A 16,186-nucleotide genomic window follows, 5' to 3' on the forward strand; every position below is an offset into this window, starting at 1 on the left:
GTCGCAGGCCGAAGAAGGCGACCAGGAACACGACGACGATAAAGGCGCCGGCATTGATCAGCGTGCCGGTGTATGTGCCGATCGAGGCGAGGATGCCCGGCTGGTCGATCGGCTCACCGTCCAGCCCGTCGATGAACTCGACCGCCGAGACATCGATGACGTCGCCGCGCTTCTCCTCAAAGCCAGTGGCGGAGGCCACCATCTTCTGGATATCGGCGACGCGCTTGGCAATCTGCTCGGGGGTGGCGTCCTTGCCGAGGATGGTCTTCAGCCGATCCTGGTTGACGACGACGGCGATCGACATCTTGGTCACCGAGTAGCCGTTGGAAACGGTGGCGATCTTCTTGGAGTTGATCTCGTAGTTGGTGATCTCCTCCTTGCGGTCGTTCTGCGAGGAGGACTGCGGCCCTTCAGTCGTGGTCGTCTGCGTCTCGGGCAAGTTCTGCTCGACGCTGGTCGGGTTCGAGGCCTGCTTCTGGTTGCTGGCCTCGTTGGTGCGCACCGACTGCACCGAACGCTCGACGCGGGATTCGGGATCGAAGATCGTTTCTTCGGTCTGACGGGTGTCGGTATTGACGTCGGCCTTGACGCTGGCGCGGAAATTGTCGGGGCCGAGATAAGGCGTCAGCGCGCGGCGGATGTTGTCACCGATCTGCGCCTCGACCGTCTGCTCGACGCCGAGCGTGCGGGCAGCACTTGTGTTCGAAGTGTCGTCGCCGGCGGCGAGCAGATTGCCGTTGGAATCGAGCACGGTCACCTTGTCGGCCGACAGGCCGGGAACCGCTGCGGCGACGAGGTGGCGGATCGACTGGGCGCTCTTCTCGGCATCGACGCCGGCATAGCGGATGACCACCGAGGCCGAGGGCTGCTGCTCGTCGCGGCGGAAATTGGCACGCTCGGACATGACGATGTGTACGCGCGCCGCCTTGACGCCGGCGATCGACTGGATGGTGCGCGCGATCTCGCCTTCCAGCGCACGCACGCGGGTGATCTGCTGCATGAACGAGGTGAGGCCGAGCGAGCCGACATTGTCGAACAGCTCGTAGCCGGCGTTGGCGCTGGTCGGCAGGCCCTTTTCGGCGAGCAGCATGCGCGCCTGCGCGGTGGTGCCGGCCGGCACCAGCACCGATGTTCCGTCGGCGCCGACATCGAAGCCGATGCCGGCCTCGCCCAGCACCAGGCCGATCTGGTTCACGTCGCTGCGGTCGAGCCCGACATAGAGCGTCTCGTAGGCCGGGCGATTGAGATAGACCGAGCCGACGCCGATGACGGCCATGACCAGCGCGGCGATGCCGCCCATGAGAGCGAGACGCCTGACGCCGAAGCCGCGGAGGTTCGCGATGAGGCTCTGGATCTGTTCCGGCACGATTCAACCGCTCCCAGCATGACTTTCCGCCGGAAGACTAGACCGCGAAGCTTGTGCGAGGATGATAGCGCATGCGGCCAGAGGCTATGCGAGGCCCGAACGGCCCGGAGGCAGCGGTCCGACGCGCAAGAAAAAGGCCGCGCTCAGGACGCGGCCTTGCGATGGAGGGGTTGCCTCAGCGGAAATATCAGCTCTTGAACAAGGCCAGGATCGACTGCGAGTTGCCGTTGGCGATCGACAGCGCCTGGATGCCGAGCTGCTGTTGCACCTGGAGCGCCTGCAGGCGGGTCGATTCCTTGTTCATGTCGGCATCGACGAGGGCACCGACGCCCTTGTCGATCGAATCGGACAGGTTCGACAGGAAGCTCTGCTGGGTGTCGATGCGCGACTTGGCGGCGCCAAGGTAGGCAGCGCCGGTGGAGAGCTTGGCAAGCGCGGTTTCAACGCTGTCGAGCGCGGTGTCGACGGCGGTGTCGGAAACGGCCGCGGCACTCGGATCGAAGAAGGTCGTCGCAAGCAGCCCGCCGACGATGCCGCCGGTGCCCGCCGTGTCGAGAACCTGCGTGTCGGTCGCTGCCACGTCGATGGTGTCGATGGAGACGGTCGTGCCGGTGCGGTTGTACGAAGCCACGACATGCAGGTCCGAGGCGGCCGTGCCGTCATTCTGCAGCAGGTTCGAACCGGCATAGCTGGCATTGGTGACCGACGACCTGATCTGGTCCTGGATGGCCTTGATTTCGGTCGCGATCTTCTGCTGGTTGTCCTGACTGGCGCCGCGCGCGGTGACCAGCTTGGCCTTTATCGCGTCGACCTGGTCCTTGATGTCGGTGATGGCGGTGTAAGCTGTGTCGACCTTGCCGGCGCCGAGGCCGAGCGCGTCCTGGACGGCCGAGAGCGCCTTGTTGTCGGACCGCATCGAGGTGGCGATCGACCAGTAGGCGGCGTTGTCGGAAGCGGTGGCGACACGGTAGCCGGTCGAGATGCGGCCCTGCGTCGTCTCAAGCGCCTTGTTGGTGGCGTTGAGGCTTTGCAGCGCGGTGAGCGCGGCGGCGTTGGTCATGATGCTTGCCAAGATACACCCCTTCTCAAAGCAGGCATGCCTCGCGCATGCCGGTCAACTCTCTGGCGGGGGCGGTCATGCCTGTCGACCGTCGGTCGGCCCGTCATAGCGATTGGTTAACCATAGCTAGCGCGTCACAGTTAACGGCGCGTTAAAAGCCAGCCTTGAAACCGCGGTGCGGTAATATTTCTCGAGGGAAGAGGCGCGCCTCGGAGGGGCAGCAGCATCAAAAATGAAAATCGGGCCGCGCTGGTGGCGCGACCCGACAAAAATGCCTGAATTTCGCTGGGCGATCAGCCGCGGAAGAGCGACAGGATCTGCTGCGAGTTGCCGTTGGCGATCGACAGCGCCTGGATGCCGAGCTGCTGCTGCACCTGGAGGGCCTGCAGGCGGGTCGATTCCTTGTTCATGTCGGCGTCGACCAGAGCGCCGACGCCCTTGTCGATCGAGTCCGACAGGTTCGACAGGAAGCTCTGCTGGGTATCGATGCGCGACTTTGCGGCACCGAGCGAGGCGGCGCCGGTGGACAGCTTGCCGAGCGCCGTTTCAACGGTGCCGAGCGCGGTGTCGATGGCGGTGTCGGCGACGGCGGCGGAGCTCGGATCGAAGAAGGTCGTCGCAAGCAGACCGCCGACGATGCCGCCGGTGCCCGCCGTGTCGAGGACCTGCGTGTCGGCAGAGGCCACCTTGATGGTGTCGATGGTGACGGTCGAGCCGGTGCGGTTGTACGAAGCAACGATGTTCAGATCGGAAGCAGCCGTGCCGTCGTTCTGCAGCAGGTTCGAGCCGGCGAAGTTGGCGTTGGTGACCGACGACTTGATCTGATCCTGGATGGCCTTGATTTCGGTCGCGATCTTCTGCTGGTCTTCCTGGCTGGCGCCGCGGGCGGTAACCAGCTTGGTCTTGATCAGGTCCACCTGATCCTTGACGTCGTTGATGGCGGTGTAGGCTGTGTCGACCTTGCCGGCGCCGAGGCCGAGCGAGTCCTGAACGGCCGAGAGCGCCTTGTTGTCCGACTTCATCGAGGTGGCGATCGACCAGTAAGCGGCGTTGTCGCTCGCGGTGGCGACACGGTAACCGGTCGAAATGCGGGACTGGGTGGTCTCGAGCTGCTTGTTGGTGTTGTTCAAGCTCTGCAGCGCGGTCAGCGCAGCGGAATTGGTCATGATACTGGACATGATACTCGTACCTTGGTTTTTGCACGGATTTTTTTGACATACCGGCTTGTCCGGTATGACGGTGCGGCATCATGCCAATGATCGCTGAGACCCGATCACCCGCCATCTGGAGCGGACTATGCGGGCAAGTTCCTACCAAACGGCTAAACTGGACGGTTAATCCAAAATAATTCGCGCGGGCTTTAGCAGCCGAGGCCTTAGCGCTTTGAATGCAGTCCTGGAGCCCGGCGGGGCGGTCAGGTAAAGGATCGCACCAGGCTGCCGACCAGAAGGTTCCAGCCGTCAATCAGCACGAAAAACAGGATCTTGAACGGCAGGGAAACCACCGTCGGCGGCAGCATCATCATGCCCATCGCCATGGTCACGGTGGCGACGATGAGATCGATCACCAGGAACGGCAGCACGATCAGAAAACCGATCTCGAAGCCGCGCCTGATTTCCGAGATCATGAAGGCGGGCACCAGAATGCGCAGGTCCACGGTGTCGCGCGAGACGGTCTGGCCGCGCTCGCGGGCGAGATCGGCAAAAAGATCGAAATCCTTGTCGCGCACATTGTGCAGCATGAAGCTGCGGAACGGATCCGAGATCTTCTCGAAGGCCTCGGCCTGGGTGATCTGGTTGTCCATCAGCGGTTTGACGCCGGTGTTCCAGGCCTGGTCGAAGGTCGGCGCCATGACATAGAAGGTCATGAACAGCGACAGCGAGATCAGGATCAGGTTGGCCGGCGTCGACTGCAGGCCGATGCCGGCGCGCAGGATCGAGAAGGCGATGACGAAGCGGGTGAAGCTCGTCACCATGATCAGCAGGCCCGGCGCCACCGAAAGCACGGTGAGCAGCCCGAACATCTGGATGAGATAACCGACGGTGGTGCCGTCGGCCTTGCCTATGCCGCCGAGATCGAGCTGCTGGGCCGCGGCGACAGAGGTGGTGACGACGATGAGCGCCGTGGCGATGAGGAACTTTCTCATTCGAGCAGCATCGTCCTGATGAGAACCTGTTTGACGTGGCCGCCGCTGCGCAGCGCCGCACGCTCGTCGAGATCGGCCTTGAGATGCTGGTAGCCGCTGGCGCCTTCGATCTGATGCATCTTCAGCGTGCGCACGAACGCCAGCAGGTCCTGATGGATCTGCTCGGTCATATCCTGCGGCTGCGGCGCGTCGTAGAGCACCGATGCTTCCAGCCTTATCCAGACTTCGCTGGGTGCGGCGAGATTGGTGGTGATCGGCGCCAGTTGGACCACCGTCGGTCCGGCGATCTGTTTGCCCACTTCGGCCGACTTCTCCGGGTTGCCAGCGTTCTCGGGTGCGGCAGGAACCGGCGCCGGGGCTTCTCCCTGCTTGAGATAGCCGCCCGAGAACCAGCCCATGCCGACGGCCGCGCCCGTCATGGCCAAGAGCATGGCGAGCTGGACCACAAGGGAAGGTCCCTTCTTGGACTGAGCCTGCTCGACATTTGCCACGACAGCGATCTCCCCGGCCTAGAAAGGAAGGACCTGGTCGAGGATCTGCTGACCGTAGGCCGGCTGCTGGACCTCGCTCACGCGTCCGCGTCCGCCATAGGAGATACGTGCCTCGGCGATGCGCTCGTAGGGGATGGTGTTTTCGGCGCCGATATCGGAGGGACGCACCATGCCAGCGATGGTGAGGACCCGAAGTTCGTAATTGACGCGCACTTCCTGCGACCCCCTGATCATCAGATTGCCGTTGGGCAGCACTTCGATGACGACGGCGGCGACATTGAGCTCGAGATTCTCCGAGCGATTGATCTCGCCGTCGGCGTTGGTCTCGGTGCTGGAGCTCAAGCCGGCATCGCCCTTGCCGCTGGTGCTCTTGCCGTCCCAACCGAGCGTCACGTCGTAGCCGAGCTTGCGCGCGGCGGTGCGGCTGCGGTCGTTCTTGTTCTTGAAATTAGCCTTGTCGTTGAGCTTGATGTTGACGGTCAGGATATCGCCCTCGCGCAGCGCACGCGGATCGGTGAAAAGCCTGCTCTGGCGATCATCCCAAAGCGAGAATTTCTTGACGGGTCTCGCCGGCGGCTCCGGATAGGAGTAGGGGGCAGCGCCGCCATTGCCGATGCCGGAGCCGACCGGTGAGAGCGCAGGCTCCCGGCCGACTTCCTTGAGATCGGTGCCGCAGCCGGACAGTGCCGCCGCCGCGACAAGGACGAGCAATTGCAACTTCATGACGGATCAACCCTTCGCGCCGCGCTGGCCATGATGCCGGTAAGCGTCGCCGCCGCCTTCTGGTCCATTTCGTTGAGGATGACGCCGGCCTTGCGCGCATCGAGCTTCATCAGGATTGCCGCAGCGAGCTCGGCGTTGACCATTGCCAGGCGCTCGGCTGCGGCGTCTGGCTTCATGCCGGCATAGATCTTGACGACGCTCTCTTCGGCGCGCGCCAGGAATACCTCGCGGCGCTTCAGCCACTGCTCGTACTCGGCGCGTTTTGTCTCCAGCGCTTTCATGCGCTCGTCGATGCCTGCCTGGAGCTGCTTCAGCTCCTCGGCCTGCAAGGCGTAGCGGCGGTCGCGAGCTGCATCGGCGATGTTGGAGCAGAAGCGCTGGATCTCGCTCTCGTCCGGCGCCTTCCCGCGCGCGAGATCAGCCGGCTGGGCCGGGGCCTGTCCGCCGGGCAGCACCTGGCGGACTTCTTCCGCGCGACCCGGAGTGCCGCCCATCAGCGCAGCGATCGCGACAGCGGCTAGCAGCTTCATGGTCGTATGAAGTCTCGGGCGACGATGCGGGTTTGAGGAGAAGAGCTCGATCATCGGCATGCCTATTGGAGAACCAGGTCGGCCTGCAGGGCGCCGGCCGACTTGATGCCTTGCAGGATGGCGATGATGCCGTCGGGCTTGACGCCGAGACGGTTGAGACCGGAGACGAGCGTTTCAAGGTCGGGGCCGTCGAGCACGGCGACGCGGGCGTCGGGTCGCGAGGCCTCGATGGCGGTGAAGGGTTCGACCGCCGTCTCGCCCTTGGAGAAGGGCTCCGGCTGAACCACTTTCGGCGCCTCGGTGATGCGCACGGTGAGCGTGCCGTGGCTGATCGCGACGCGCGAGATCTTGACGTTGTTGCCGATGACGATGGTGCCGGTGCGCTCGTCGATGACGACGCGGGCAGGCGCATCCGACTCGACGACCAGGTTTTCGATCTCGGCATAGAAGCGCGCGGCCGATACGTTCTTCGGCCGTCTGATCTGCACGGTGCGGGCATCGCGCTCGGCCGCAACCCGCATGCCGAAGCGCTGCGAGGTGTAGTCGTTGATGGCGTCCGCGATGCGGATGGCGGTCGAGAAATCGGGATTGCGCAATTGCAGCGTCAGCACGCCCTGGTCATCGAACTCGGCGGGCACCGAGCGCTCGACGATGGCGCCGTTCGGCACGCGGCCGGCGGTGGGCACGCCTTGCGTCAGTTGCTCTGCCTGGCCCTGGGCGGTGAAACCGCCCACGATCACCGAGCCTTGGCCGACGGCGTAGATCTCGCCGTCCGCGGCCTTGAGCGGCGTCATCACCAGGGTGCCGCCGGCAAGCGAGGTGGCATCTCCCATCGAGGAGACGTCGATGTCGATGCGCGCGCCCGACTGGACGAAGGGCGGCATGTTGGCGGTGACGATGACGGCGGCGACGTTCTTGGCGCGCGCGCTGCCACCTTCGGTGGCGATGCCGAGGTTCTCCAGCATGGCGCGGATCGACTGTTCGGTGAACGGCGAGTTGCGCAGGCTGTCGCCGGTTCCCGCTAGGCCGATGACCAGGCCGTAGCCGACGAGCTGGTTGTCGCGCGCGCTCTGTAACTGGGCAATGTCCTTGATGCGCGCGGCGACCTGGCCGGGCGGCAGCGTGCTCGGTCCCGTCGAGACGCGGAACATGCGGGTGGTGGTCGCCGGATCGTATTCCGGATCGTCGTAGACGCCGCCATTTTTCTGCGCAAGTTCGCGCTTGGCCTTGGACGTGAGCCCATCGGCGAATGCGGGCTGAAGACCGATCGCGGCGCTCAGCAGAAGGGCAAAGACGGGCCTCACGATGCGCCGACCCGAATCGTGCCGTCGGCCATTACCGTGCCGGAAATGATCTTGCCGCTGTCGACATTGCGAATTTTGATGAGGTCGCCGGCGGCGCCCGGCTGCAGCGTGACGCCGGCGGCCGAGATGGTCAGCGCTCCGGCGGTGAAATAGACCTGCACCGAGGCACCCTGCTCGACCAGCCAGGCATCGCGGATCGCGGCCGCCGGAATGTAGCGGCCGGGCACGAGGGTGCGCTTGGCGACCTTGCCCTGAAGTTCCTCGGAGCGCGTCGCCATTCCGTCCGGCTTGTGCTTGCCCGGGACAAGCGTCACCTGCTTCAGCGCCGCACGTTCGATCGTCTCGCCGGGATAGATGACCCGGTTGGGGATCAGCACGGCTTCGCCGACCGCTTGATTGGCGGCGAGCTGGTTGGCCGACTCCCCGGATCGCAAGGGAGATGGGCCCGTCTCTTGCGCAAGTGCCGGCACGCCGACGACCACCAGCGCAAGGGCCAGCACGACGCGACGAAAAGCAGGGCAGGAAGCCGGCATGGCCATCGTCGGTTACCTGATGTTCTTTGAGACCACCGAGGCCATGTCGTCAGCGGCCTGGATGACCTTCGAGTTCATTTCATAGGCGCGCTGCGCCGAGATCAGCTCGGTGATTTCCTTGACCGGATCGACGTTGGAGGACTCCAGATAGCCCTGCTCGATGGTGGCGAAGCCCGGATCGCCTGGAACGCCGACATTGGCCGGGCCGGAGGCCGCCGTCTCCTGGAACAGATTGTCGCCGAGCGGCGCCAGGCCCGCCTCATTGGCGAAGTTGGCGATCTGAAGCTGGCCGAGAAGCTGAAGGTCGGTCTGGCCGTCGATACGGGCAAAGACCTGGCCGGTCTTGTTGACGATGACCTCGACCGCGTCGGTCGGCACGGTGATCGCCGGAATGACGGTGGCGCCGTCGGCGGTGACCAGCTGCCCGGTGGCATTGGTGTTGAAGGCGCCGGCGCGGGAGTAGAGCGTGCTGCCGTCGGCGCCCTCGATCTGGAACCAGCCGCGGCCGGTCAGCGCTAGGTCGAAGCTGTTGCCCGTGCTGGTCAGCTCGCCCTGTGTGTGGACGTTGCGCACGGCCGTCGTCTTGACGCCGAGGCCGATCGAAACGCCCTCGGGCACCAGCGAGGTGTTGGAGCGGTTGGGCACCCCTTGGGTGCGATCGACCTGATAGAGCAGGTCGGAGAATTCGGCGCGCGCCCGCTTGTAGCCGGTGGTGTTGATGTTGGCGATGTTGTTGGCGATGACTTCCAGATTGGTCTGCTGGGCGTTCATGCCGGTCGCGGCGATGGCAAGGGCTTTCATGACGCGGTCCTAGATACTCATGCGGCTGATTTCGAGATAGGCCGAGACGACCTTGTCGCGGATGGCGATCGTCGTCTGCAGGGCCTGCTGGGCGCTCAACACCGCATCGGCCACCTGGCGGGTGTCGGCGTCGCCCTTCAGCGCCTGGATCGACATCTGTTCGGCGTTCTGCAGCGTGTTGACGGTCTTGGTCGCAGCCTGGCCGAGAGCCTCCGCGAAGCTGCTGCCGACGCTTTCGCCTGCTTTGGTGCCGACGCCGCCCTGAAGCAGGCCCGGCGAGGCGGCCTCCGCGCCGTCGATTGCCGGTTTGAACTGTAGTGCCCCGATACCGCCGATCATTACTGGTTCCTCATCAGGTCGATGGTCATGGAAATCAGATCGCGAGCCTGCTTGATGACCTGCAGGTTGGCCTCATAGGAGCGGTTCGCCTCGCTCATGTCGGCCATTTCGACCAGCACGTTGACGTTGGGCATCTTCACGTACCCTTTTGCGTCGGCGGCCTCGTTGCCGGGCTGGAACTCGATCGGGAAGTCCGACGGGTCGCGCGCGATCGAGCTCACCTCGACCAGCGAACCACCGCTCGTCCGGTCGAGCTCGGACTGGAAACTGATCGTCTTGCGGCGATAGGGATCGGCGCCAGGCGTGTTGCCCGTCGATTGCGCATTGGCGAGGTTCTCCGACACCACGCGCAGACGCTCCGACTGGGCGCCAAGGCCGGATGCCGCGACTTTGAGGGCTGCGGTCAGGGCGTCCATGGTCAGCTCTTCACCACCATCGTCATCATCGAATGGAAGGCTTTGACGATCGCCGTGTTGAGCTCGAAGGAGCGGCGCACTTCGCCGGCCTTCATCAGCTCGTCCTCGAGCACCACCGTGTTCTTCGACGGCATTATCGAGCCCGTGACATCCTCCGGCTTGAGATTGAAGCCGGCATTGGTCCCCTCGGCGCCCAGATGGCCGGTCTGGGTGGCCGCCAGCGTCACCGCAGTCCGGTCGAGGACCTTTTCGAACGGTTCGACGTCGTTTGCCGTGTAGCCCGGCGTGTTGGCATTGGCGATGTTGGATGCGATCGCCGACTGGCGCACGGCTAGCCATTGCGACTGCCGGGTGGCGAGGTCAAAGAGGTTGACGGATTCCATGGGACTCTCCGGGCGAGTACGCACAAGACTAGGCCGCCAGTCTTGCGCGGACCTTGCGCGGAGCGAGCCCGCGGCCCGTTACGAGACCATCACCTGGAAAGCTGGATCACCTTGTTGGCATCGGTGACGATCACCCACTTGCCACCGCGCTGCTCGATCGCGGCGACGCGGCTGGAGTCCGGCAGGACGGAGCCGCGCTGGACGATCCACAGGCCGGTGTCGTCCTCGATCATCGCGCGGCCATTGGCGACATGCACCATCCTGAATTCCGCCGCGGCCGCAGGGAAGGGCTGGTCGCCAGGCGCCGGCGGGGGTTCGTCCTGCACCGTTCCGGTGGCCAGCAGGTCGATATCGGCGTTGGGAACGTCCTTGGCCGTCAGCGGTCCGCTGCGTTCGGCCGCGACGCCGCCGCCGTCGCGTCCCGAATTGCTGCCGCTGCAGCCGAACTTGATGGTCTGGACGCCGAACTGCTCCTGGTTGAAAAAGATATACCAGGGAAACAGCGCGCAGATCAGGCCGAGCGTGATGCCGAGCGCTGCGACGACGAAATCGCTGCGCCGGTCCGCTTTCCTGTTCGCGAGGCGGGGGAACTGGGGCGGCGGCGGCTGCGGCCACTCCACCTTTTTCGGGAACAGGCCGTTGATGAGCGAGTCGCGGCTGGCGTCGGCCTCCTCGGCGGCCTTGGCCTCCGCAATCATCTCACGCAGCATGCGCTCGGTCTGCTGCAGGTCAGTCTCCTTGATCGCCATTCTGCTTCCCCTTGAGATGGCGGGCGAGATCGGTGAAGGGATCGGCCGATGCGCGGTCCCTCGGCGACTGCGTGAGCGCCTCGTAGATCAGCGGCACCTGGCGCACGGCGATGTCGAGCTCGGCGTCGGCGCCCCCCTGATAGGCGCCGAGCAGACGGATGTCGCGCGTGTCCTCGAAGCGCGCGATCATCGCTTTCAGCCTTGTCACCAGCATGCGCTGCTCGGCGCTCCAGGCCTTGTCGGCGAGACGTGAGATCGACGACAGCGGATTGACCGGCGGGTAGCGTCCCTGCTCGGCGATCGCGCGGTCGAGCACGACGTGGCCATCGAGGATGCCGCGCACCGAATCGGCCACCGGATCGTTGTGGTCGTCGCCGTCCACCAGCACCGAGATGATGGCGGTGATCGAGCCTTTGCCCTCGGCGCCTGGTCCGGCGCGCTCGAGCAGCTTCGGCAGATCGGTGAAGACCGATGCCGGGTAGCCGCGCGCGACCGGCGGCTCGCCGGTGCCCGTCGCCACCTCGCGCAGCGCATGGGCAAAGCGGGTGATCGAATCCAGCACCAGGAGCACGCGATGGCCCTGGTCGCGGAAATGCTCGGCCACGCGCATGGCTGTGTCGGGCGCGCGCCGGCGCATCATGGCGCTCTCGTCGCTGGTGGCGACGACCGCGACGGTCTTGGCCATGCTGTCGGCGCCGATGGTGTCCTCGAGGAATTCGCGTACCTCGCGGCCGCGCTCGCCGATCAGCGCCGCGACCACCGTGTCGAAGGCCTCGGCACCGGCGAGCATGGCAAGCAGCGTCGACTTGCCGACGCCGGAGCCGGCGAAAATGCCGAGCCGCTGGCCGAAGCAGAGCGGCGTGAAGATGTCGATCACCCGCACTCCGGTCAGAAAGCCGGTGTCGACCCGCTGCCGCGACATGGCGCCGGGCGTCAATGTGTCGGCGCTGCCGGCGGCATTCGGCCTGACCAGCGGCGGGCCGCCGTCGATGACGCGAGTCAAAGCGTCGATGGCGCGCCCGCGCCAGGAAACATCCGGCGCGACCGCGAGTGGGCCGCGCCGGAAAACGGTGTCGCCGATGCCGGCATCGGCGTGGCGCTCGAACGGCGCGACCACCACCTCGTCGCGGCCTATCCTGACGATCTCGCCGCGGCGCGTGCCGGTCTTGCCGCGCTGCTCGACGATGTCGCCGAGCCTGGCAATGTCCGAAAGGCCGCGCACCTTGTAGTGAGTGGGCGAGATCTCGACGACGCGGCCGCCGCGGCTGAGCAGCGTTTCCGGGTTGTCGAACCGCCGCCAGATGCGTTCGAGCGCGGCCAGCCGATCCGTGGGACCGGCGTCTGCAAGCTTCTCAGGCGCGCGGAGCAGGGACGAGCCGTTCGCCATCCCGTTACTTGTCGCCGAGCGTCTTGATCGCATCGTCGGTGGACGAAGCACTCTGCCGGATCAGCGCAGCCGTATTCTCGAAGGCGCGCTGCACCTGGATCAGCCGGGTCATCTCCAGCACCGGATTGACGTTGGATTCCTCGAGAAACCCTTGAGCTACGCCGACATCGGAGCGGTCGGTGACCGGTTCCGGGGTCCGCGCGGGAACGATGCCCGAATTGCCGTAGCGGACGAAATTGGCGCCGGGATCGAAATCGTAGAGGCCGATGGCGCCGACGAGCTGGTCGTTTTGGCGCAGCGAGCCATCGGCGCCGGCCTTCGGCGGACCGTTGCGCGGATCGAGCTGGATCGGGGCGCCGCCGCTGTCCAGCACCGGATAGCCTTCGATCGACATCAGCTCGCCGTTCTCGTTCATGGAGAAACGGCCGTCGCGGGTCATCACCGTGCCGGCCGGCGTCTCGATGGCGAACCAGGCGTCGCCTTGGATGGCGAAATCGAAAGGATTGCCGGTTTCGGTCAGCGAGCCGTGCGCGGTGGAAAGATAGGTCTTGCCGGAGGATGCGAAGGATACCGACTTCGGCCCGGTGCCGGAGACCACGTCCTCGAATTTCACGCCGGTGGCGCGAAAGCCGATGGTCGAAGCGTTGGCGACGTTATCGGCGATGGTGTCGAGACGGCGTTCGAGCGCAATCTGCGAGGAGAGGGCGACGTAGAGACTGTCCTGCATGGTGTTCTCAGAACTTCAGCTTCTGCATGGCCATCATCAGATCGGTCGAAATGCCGACCGTGGTCGGTTGCGCGAACAGCACGCTGACCGAGGTCACGGCAGTGGTCGTCGGGTTGTTGATCTCCCACAGGCTGGTGAAGCGGGTAAGGAAGGTGTTGAGCTTGTCGGGATCCTTGAAGTCGGCGATATCGAGCTTCTGCTCGAACATCTGCGCCTGCTTGTCGATGTCGGCGGAGGCGATGGAGTCGGGCAGGCCGAGAGCGGTGCGCACCACGCTCGAAAGGGCCGTGTCGGCGAGCACGTCATACCAGCTGTTGATGTCAGGCGCCTTACGCTGGAAATAGAGCGCCAGGCGCACGCCCTGATTGGTTTCGCCGGCATTCTCCTCCAGTGTCTGGCGCATGTACTTGTCGACCGCGCCTTGCTGGGCGGAGGGATAGAGCGTGGCGGTCGAGCCGTAAGCCGCAAAGTTGAACGCTTTGACGAAGTCGGCGTAACGCTTATCGCTCAGCTTGTTGGCGAAGCTGTCGGAGTCGGACACGCCTTCCTTGAGCGCCTTGACCATGAAGGCCTTGGCATAGGCCATGTCTTCCAGCCCGTACGCCTTCATCGCGTAGTTGAACAGCCGAGTGTTGTTGACGAAATCGTCGATGCTTTTGACGTTGCCGATATTGGCCAAATAGTAGTCGGTGTCACGCTTCACGACGGGCTGCGACTCGACCTGGTCGATTGCCTTTGGGATGTCCTTGGCGATGAGCTGATAGCTCGTATAGGTGTTCAACATCTGCGCCTCCGGCCGAAGCTTTCCGGTGACGATAGCGATGCTTCCTTGTGCGAGGCTGAATCGGTTTCCGCATCGCGATTCAAGCCTCACACAAGGCACGAGGACTATCCCTGATCCCCGACGTGACATGCGGAAGGACCTGTCGTGGGTATTCTGATCGGACTTGTGGTGACGCTTGGCTGCGTGCTCGGTGGCTTCATGGCCATGGGTGGGCATCTGCATGTGCTGATCCAGCCTTGGGAAGCGGTGGTCATCTGCGGCGCAGCGCTCGGCACTTTCCTCGTCGCCAACCCGATGAAGACGGTCAAGGACACCGGCAAGGGCATTCTCGAGGCCTTCAAGCAGGCCGTGCCGAAGGAGCGCGACTATCTCGAAACGCTGGGCGTCCTGCACAGCCTGATGCGCGAGTTGCGATCGAAGTCGCGCAGCGAGGTCGAGGCGCATATCGACAATCCGGAAGAGTCGGCGATCTTCCAGGCGTTCCCGACCGTGCTCAAGAACCACGACCTGACGCATTTCATCTGCGACTATTGCCGCATCATCATCATCGGCAATGCGCGCTCGCACGAGATCGAGGCGCTGATGGATGAGGAGATCCAGACTATCCGCACCGACAAGCTGAAGGCCTATCACGCGATGGTCGCCGTCGGCGACGGCCTGCCGGCGCTCGGCATCGTCGCGGCCGTGCTCGGCGTGGTGAAGGCGATGGGCGCGCTCGACCAATCGCCGGAAATCCTCGGCGGGCTGATTGGTGCTGCGCTCGTCGGAACCTTCCTCGGCATCTTCCTGTCCTATGCCGTGGTCGGTCCGGTCGCCACCAAGATCAAGACGGTGCGCGAGAAGAAGAACCGCCTCTACATCATCGTCAAGCAGACGCTGCTCGCTTACATCAACGGCGCCTTGCCGCAGGTCGCGATCGAGTTCGGCCGCAAGACCATCTCGTCCTATGAGCGTCCGACGATCGATGCCGTCGAGCAGAGCACGATGAGCACCGGCACCGCCGAGAAGAAGGCGGCCTGAGCATGCAGAACTTCAGCCGGGGCCGTTTGGCGTCATGACCAGTCCGGCAAGTCCGTCGCAAACCCGGGCTCTCATCATCGAGCGTCTCGTCGGCGACAGCGGCGAGGCCGCACAGGTGATCGGCGTCGGCCGCGGCATGGCCGAGCGCTCGCTGCCGCTGCTGCAGAAAGCGCTTTCCGGAGAGCTTGGCGCGCCGGTCACCGTCGACCTGCAAGCCGTCGAAGTTGGACGTGTCCCCGATGCGCGTATGCGCGCAGGCGAAACCTTCGCCATGACCATCATTCCTTCGCCGACGTCGGCCGACGCCATGACGCTCGTCATGGACGCGCCGGCGATCGCCGTCATGGTCCAGGCGCTGTTCGGCGGCGATCCCGACCAGCCGGTGGCGCCGATCGAGCGCGACCTGTCACAGATCGAGACCGACATCGCCACCACCGTCTTCCAAGAGGTCGCGATGGCGCTGAACGGATCGGGCCGGCGTTCTCTCGAGCTGCGCCAGCCTGTCCCGAGGGCGATGTCCGGCAACGAGGCAAAACGGCGCGTGCTGCGCGACGGGGCGGCTGTTCGCATCATCTATGGCATCTCGACGCCGACCGACACCGGCACGGTGACGGTGATGATCCCGCAGCGAATCCTTTTGGCGACCCGCGGCGCCACCGCCGATCACGGCGGCGACCAGACGACGGAATTCGACTGGCGAGCCCGCTTTTCGGAAGAAGTGATGCGCTCGGCCGTGCGGCTCGAGGCCACCATGCCGCTCGCCCGGCTGTCGCTTGGCGATCTCGCCGCCTTCCAGCCCGGACAGGTGATCGAGTTCGAGGAAGATGCGCAGCTGCAGGCAAAGCTCAGCGCGCGCGACAAGACGCTGTTTGTCTGCGAGTTCGGCAAGCTCGGACAGAACTACACGGTCCGCATCCGGCATCCCCACGATGGCGGGCAGGATTTCATCGACGGATTGGTGCCGGGCTGAGGCCTGGCTTGGGATTATTGGAGACGAGGCATGGCAAAGACCAAGGTGGAAGCCGAACCCGAAGCCGACCAGCCGGACGAGCAGCTCGACCGCGCCATCGAGGAATTGCGGGGCGTGCTGCGGGAGGAGGAGAACCGCCCCGACGCCGCCCTGCAGGCCGGCGCCAATTCCTCGATCATCATGACGATTCCGGTCGATGTGCAGATCATTCTGGGCAGCACCGAAATGCCGGTGTCGGAGCTGATGGCCCTGCAGAAGGGCTCGACGGTAGCGCTCAACCGCCGCATAGGCGAGCCGGTCGACGTGGTGGTCAACGGCCGCAGAATCGCGCGTGGCGAGATCACGGTGCTTGAACACGATCCGACACGCTTCGGCATCAGGCTTACCGAAATCAACGCTGCTACCAAGAGCGCCTGAGCATGGACGGCGAGAGCATTCACCGGCAGCGGAGCCAAGC

At 64.7% G+C, this 16,186-nt stretch carries 20 protein-coding genes; 3 read left to right on the plus strand and 17 right to left on the minus strand.

Annotation, left to right across the window (positions count from 1 at the left end):
• The 17 genes from fliF to EOA32_RS02070 form a co-directional block, all read right to left on the minus strand.
• A partial coding sequence (gene fliF, locus EOA32_RS01990; protein WP_128370696.1) for a flagellar basal-body MS-ring/collar protein FliF occupies positions 1-1,366 on the minus strand: 1,366 nt, incomplete at its 3' end.
• A 187-nt stretch (positions 1,367-1,553) separates the two neighbouring features.
• Positions 1,554-2,438, minus strand: a complete 885-nt coding sequence (locus EOA32_RS01995; RefSeq protein ID WP_067002412.1) for a flagellin — start codon at positions 2,436-2,438, stop codon at positions 1,554-1,556.
• A 281-nt stretch (positions 2,439-2,719) separates the two neighbouring features.
• The gene (locus tag EOA32_RS02000; protein WP_067002410.1) at positions 2,720-3,604 is read right to left on the minus strand and encodes a flagellin; all 885 of its coding nucleotides are present in this window, start codon (positions 3,602-3,604) and stop codon (positions 2,720-2,722) included.
• A 236-nt stretch (positions 3,605-3,840) separates the two neighbouring features.
• Positions 3,841-4,572 (minus strand): flagellar type III secretion system pore protein FliP, encoded by a 732-nt coding sequence (gene fliP, locus EOA32_RS02005; protein WP_095777164.1) that lies wholly within the window; start codon positions 4,570-4,572, stop codon positions 3,841-3,843.
• The gene (locus EOA32_RS02010; RefSeq protein WP_095800441.1) at positions 4,569-5,063 is read right to left on the minus strand and encodes a flagellar basal body-associated FliL family protein; all 495 of its coding nucleotides are present in this window, start codon (positions 5,061-5,063) and stop codon (positions 4,569-4,571) included. Before EOA32_RS02010 ends, fliP begins: the two co-directional genes overlap by 4 nt.
• Positions 5,064-5,081: 18 nt before the next feature.
• Positions 5,082-5,786, minus strand: a complete 705-nt coding sequence (gene flgH / locus EOA32_RS02015) for a flagellar basal body L-ring protein FlgH (RefSeq protein WP_128370697.1) — start codon at positions 5,784-5,786, stop codon at positions 5,082-5,084.
• The gene (locus EOA32_RS02020) at positions 5,783-6,316 is read right to left on the minus strand and encodes a MotE family protein (protein WP_095800636.1); all 534 of its coding nucleotides are present in this window, start codon (positions 6,314-6,316) and stop codon (positions 5,783-5,785) included. Before EOA32_RS02020 ends, flgH begins: the two co-directional genes overlap by 4 nt.
• A 62-nt stretch (positions 6,317-6,378) precedes the next feature.
• Positions 6,379-7,467, minus strand: a complete 1,089-nt coding sequence (locus tag EOA32_RS02025; protein ID WP_245499121.1) for a flagellar basal body P-ring protein FlgI — start codon at positions 7,465-7,467, stop codon at positions 6,379-6,381.
• A 149-nt stretch (positions 7,468-7,616) separates the two neighbouring features.
• Positions 7,617-8,159, minus strand: a complete 543-nt coding sequence (flgA, locus tag EOA32_RS02030) for a flagellar basal body P-ring formation chaperone FlgA (protein ID WP_128370699.1) — start codon at positions 8,157-8,159, stop codon at positions 7,617-7,619.
• Between the two features lie 6 nt (positions 8,160-8,165).
• On the minus strand, positions 8,166-8,954 hold the full coding sequence (gene flgG, locus EOA32_RS02035) for a flagellar basal-body rod protein FlgG (protein ID WP_067002397.1): 789 nt from the start codon (positions 8,952-8,954) through the stop codon (positions 8,166-8,168).
• A gap of 9 nt (positions 8,955-8,963) precedes the next feature.
• Entirely contained in the window at positions 8,964-9,293 is a 330-nt protein-coding gene (locus tag EOA32_RS02040; protein ID WP_095781157.1) for a flagellar hook-basal body complex protein FliE, read from the minus strand.
• Entirely contained in the window at positions 9,293-9,709 is a 417-nt protein-coding gene (gene flgC, locus EOA32_RS02045; RefSeq protein ID WP_067326083.1) for a flagellar basal body rod protein FlgC, read from the minus strand. Before flgC ends, EOA32_RS02040 begins: the two co-directional genes overlap by 1 nt.
• A gap of 2 nt (positions 9,710-9,711) precedes the next feature.
• On the minus strand, positions 9,712-10,092 hold the full coding sequence (flgB, locus tag EOA32_RS02050; RefSeq protein WP_067002392.1) for a flagellar basal body rod protein FlgB: 381 nt from the start codon (positions 10,090-10,092) through the stop codon (positions 9,712-9,714).
• An 89-nt stretch (positions 10,093-10,181) separates the two neighbouring features.
• Positions 10,182-10,841, minus strand: coding sequence for a hypothetical protein (locus EOA32_RS02055; protein WP_128370700.1), 660 nt, complete (start codon positions 10,839-10,841; stop codon positions 10,182-10,184).
• Positions 10,822-12,228: a flagellar protein export ATPase FliI gene (fliI, locus tag EOA32_RS02060; protein ID WP_128370701.1), complete on the minus strand. Its 1,407-nt coding sequence runs from the start codon at positions 12,226-12,228 to the stop codon at positions 10,822-10,824. Before fliI ends, EOA32_RS02055 begins: the two co-directional genes overlap by 20 nt.
• 4 nt (positions 12,229-12,232) lie before the next feature.
• On the minus strand, positions 12,233-12,955 hold the full coding sequence (gene flgF / locus EOA32_RS02065; RefSeq protein ID WP_128370702.1) for a flagellar basal-body rod protein FlgF: 723 nt from the start codon (positions 12,953-12,955) through the stop codon (positions 12,233-12,235).
• Between the two features lie 7 nt (positions 12,956-12,962).
• Positions 12,963-13,739, minus strand: a complete 777-nt coding sequence (locus tag EOA32_RS02070; RefSeq protein WP_067326092.1) for a DUF1217 domain-containing protein — start codon at positions 13,737-13,739, stop codon at positions 12,963-12,965.
• Between the two features lie 144 nt (positions 13,740-13,883).
• On the opposite strand from EOA32_RS02070, the gene motA reads away from it, so the two are divergent.
• Genes motA through fliN form a run of 3 tightly spaced genes read left to right on the plus strand, consistent with a single transcriptional unit; the run spans position 13,884 to position 16,146 of the window.
• Complete coding sequence (gene motA, locus EOA32_RS02075; RefSeq protein ID WP_128370703.1) at positions 13,884-14,759, plus strand: flagellar motor stator protein MotA; 876 nt, start codon at positions 13,884-13,886, stop codon at positions 14,757-14,759.
• Between the two features lie 34 nt (positions 14,760-14,793).
• Entirely contained in the window at positions 14,794-15,729 is a 936-nt protein-coding gene (locus EOA32_RS02080; RefSeq protein WP_128370704.1) for a FliM/FliN family flagellar motor switch protein, read from the plus strand.
• A 30-nt stretch (positions 15,730-15,759) separates the two neighbouring features.
• Positions 15,760-16,146, plus strand: coding sequence for a flagellar motor switch protein FliN (gene fliN / locus EOA32_RS02085; RefSeq protein ID WP_128370705.1), 387 nt, complete (start codon positions 15,760-15,762; stop codon positions 16,144-16,146).
• Positions 16,147-16,186 lie beyond the last annotated feature (40 nt).

The sequence above is a fragment of the Mesorhizobium sp. M1A.F.Ca.ET.072.01.1.1 genome (genome assembly GCF_004023325.1).
Lineage (GTDB): Bacteria > Pseudomonadota > Alphaproteobacteria > Rhizobiales > Rhizobiaceae > Mesorhizobium.

Bases quoted from the DNA above. Each gene is read 5' to 3' on its own strand.
- flgB (WP_067002392.1), bottom strand. From the start codon at position 10,092: ATGGAATCCGTCAACCTCTTTGACCTCGCCACCCGGCAGTCGCAATGG.
- EOA32_RS02040 (WP_095781157.1), bottom strand. From the start codon at position 9,293: ATGATCGGCGGTATCGGGGCACTACAGTTCAAACCGGCAATCGACGGC.
- fliN (WP_128370705.1), top strand. From the start codon at position 15,760: ATGGCAAAGACCAAGGTGGAAGCCGAACCCGAAGCCGACCAGCCGGAC.
- fliP (WP_095777164.1), bottom strand. From the start codon at position 4,572: ATGAGAAAGTTCCTCATCGCCACGGCGCTCATCGTCGTCACCACCTCT.
- EOA32_RS02055 (WP_128370700.1), bottom strand. From the start codon at position 10,841: ATGGCGATCAAGGAGACTGACCTGCAGCAGACCGAGCGCATGCTGCGT.
- fliI (WP_128370701.1), bottom strand. From the start codon at position 12,228: ATGGCGAACGGCTCGTCCCTGCTCCGCGCGCCTGAGAAGCTTGCAGAC.
- EOA32_RS02070 (WP_067326092.1), bottom strand. From the start codon at position 13,739: ATGTTGAACACCTATACGAGCTATCAGCTCATCGCCAAGGACATCCCA.
- EOA32_RS02000 (WP_067002410.1), bottom strand. From the start codon at position 3,604: ATGTCCAGTATCATGACCAATTCCGCTGCGCTGACCGCGCTGCAGAGC.
- EOA32_RS02020 (WP_095800636.1), bottom strand. From the start codon at position 6,316: ATGAAGCTGCTAGCCGCTGTCGCGATCGCTGCGCTGATGGGCGGCACT.
- flgF (WP_128370702.1), bottom strand. From the start codon at position 12,955: ATGCAGGACAGTCTCTACGTCGCCCTCTCCTCGCAGATTGCGCTCGAA.
- EOA32_RS02025 (WP_245499121.1), bottom strand. From the start codon at position 7,467: ATGTTCCGCGTCTCGACGGGACCGAGCACGCTGCCGCCCGGCCAGGTC.
- flgG (WP_067002397.1), bottom strand. From the start codon at position 8,954: ATGAAAGCCCTTGCCATCGCCGCGACCGGCATGAACGCCCAGCAGACC.
- flgH (WP_128370697.1), bottom strand. From the start codon at position 5,786: ATGAAGTTGCAATTGCTCGTCCTTGTCGCGGCGGCGGCACTGTCCGGC.
- flgA (WP_128370699.1), bottom strand. From the start codon at position 8,159: ATGGCCATGCCGGCTTCCTGCCCTGCTTTTCGTCGCGTCGTGCTGGCC.
- flgC (WP_067326083.1), bottom strand. From the start codon at position 9,709: ATGGACGCCCTGACCGCAGCCCTCAAAGTCGCGGCATCCGGCCTTGGC.
- EOA32_RS02080 (WP_128370704.1), top strand. From the start codon at position 14,794: ATGACCAGTCCGGCAAGTCCGTCGCAAACCCGGGCTCTCATCATCGAG.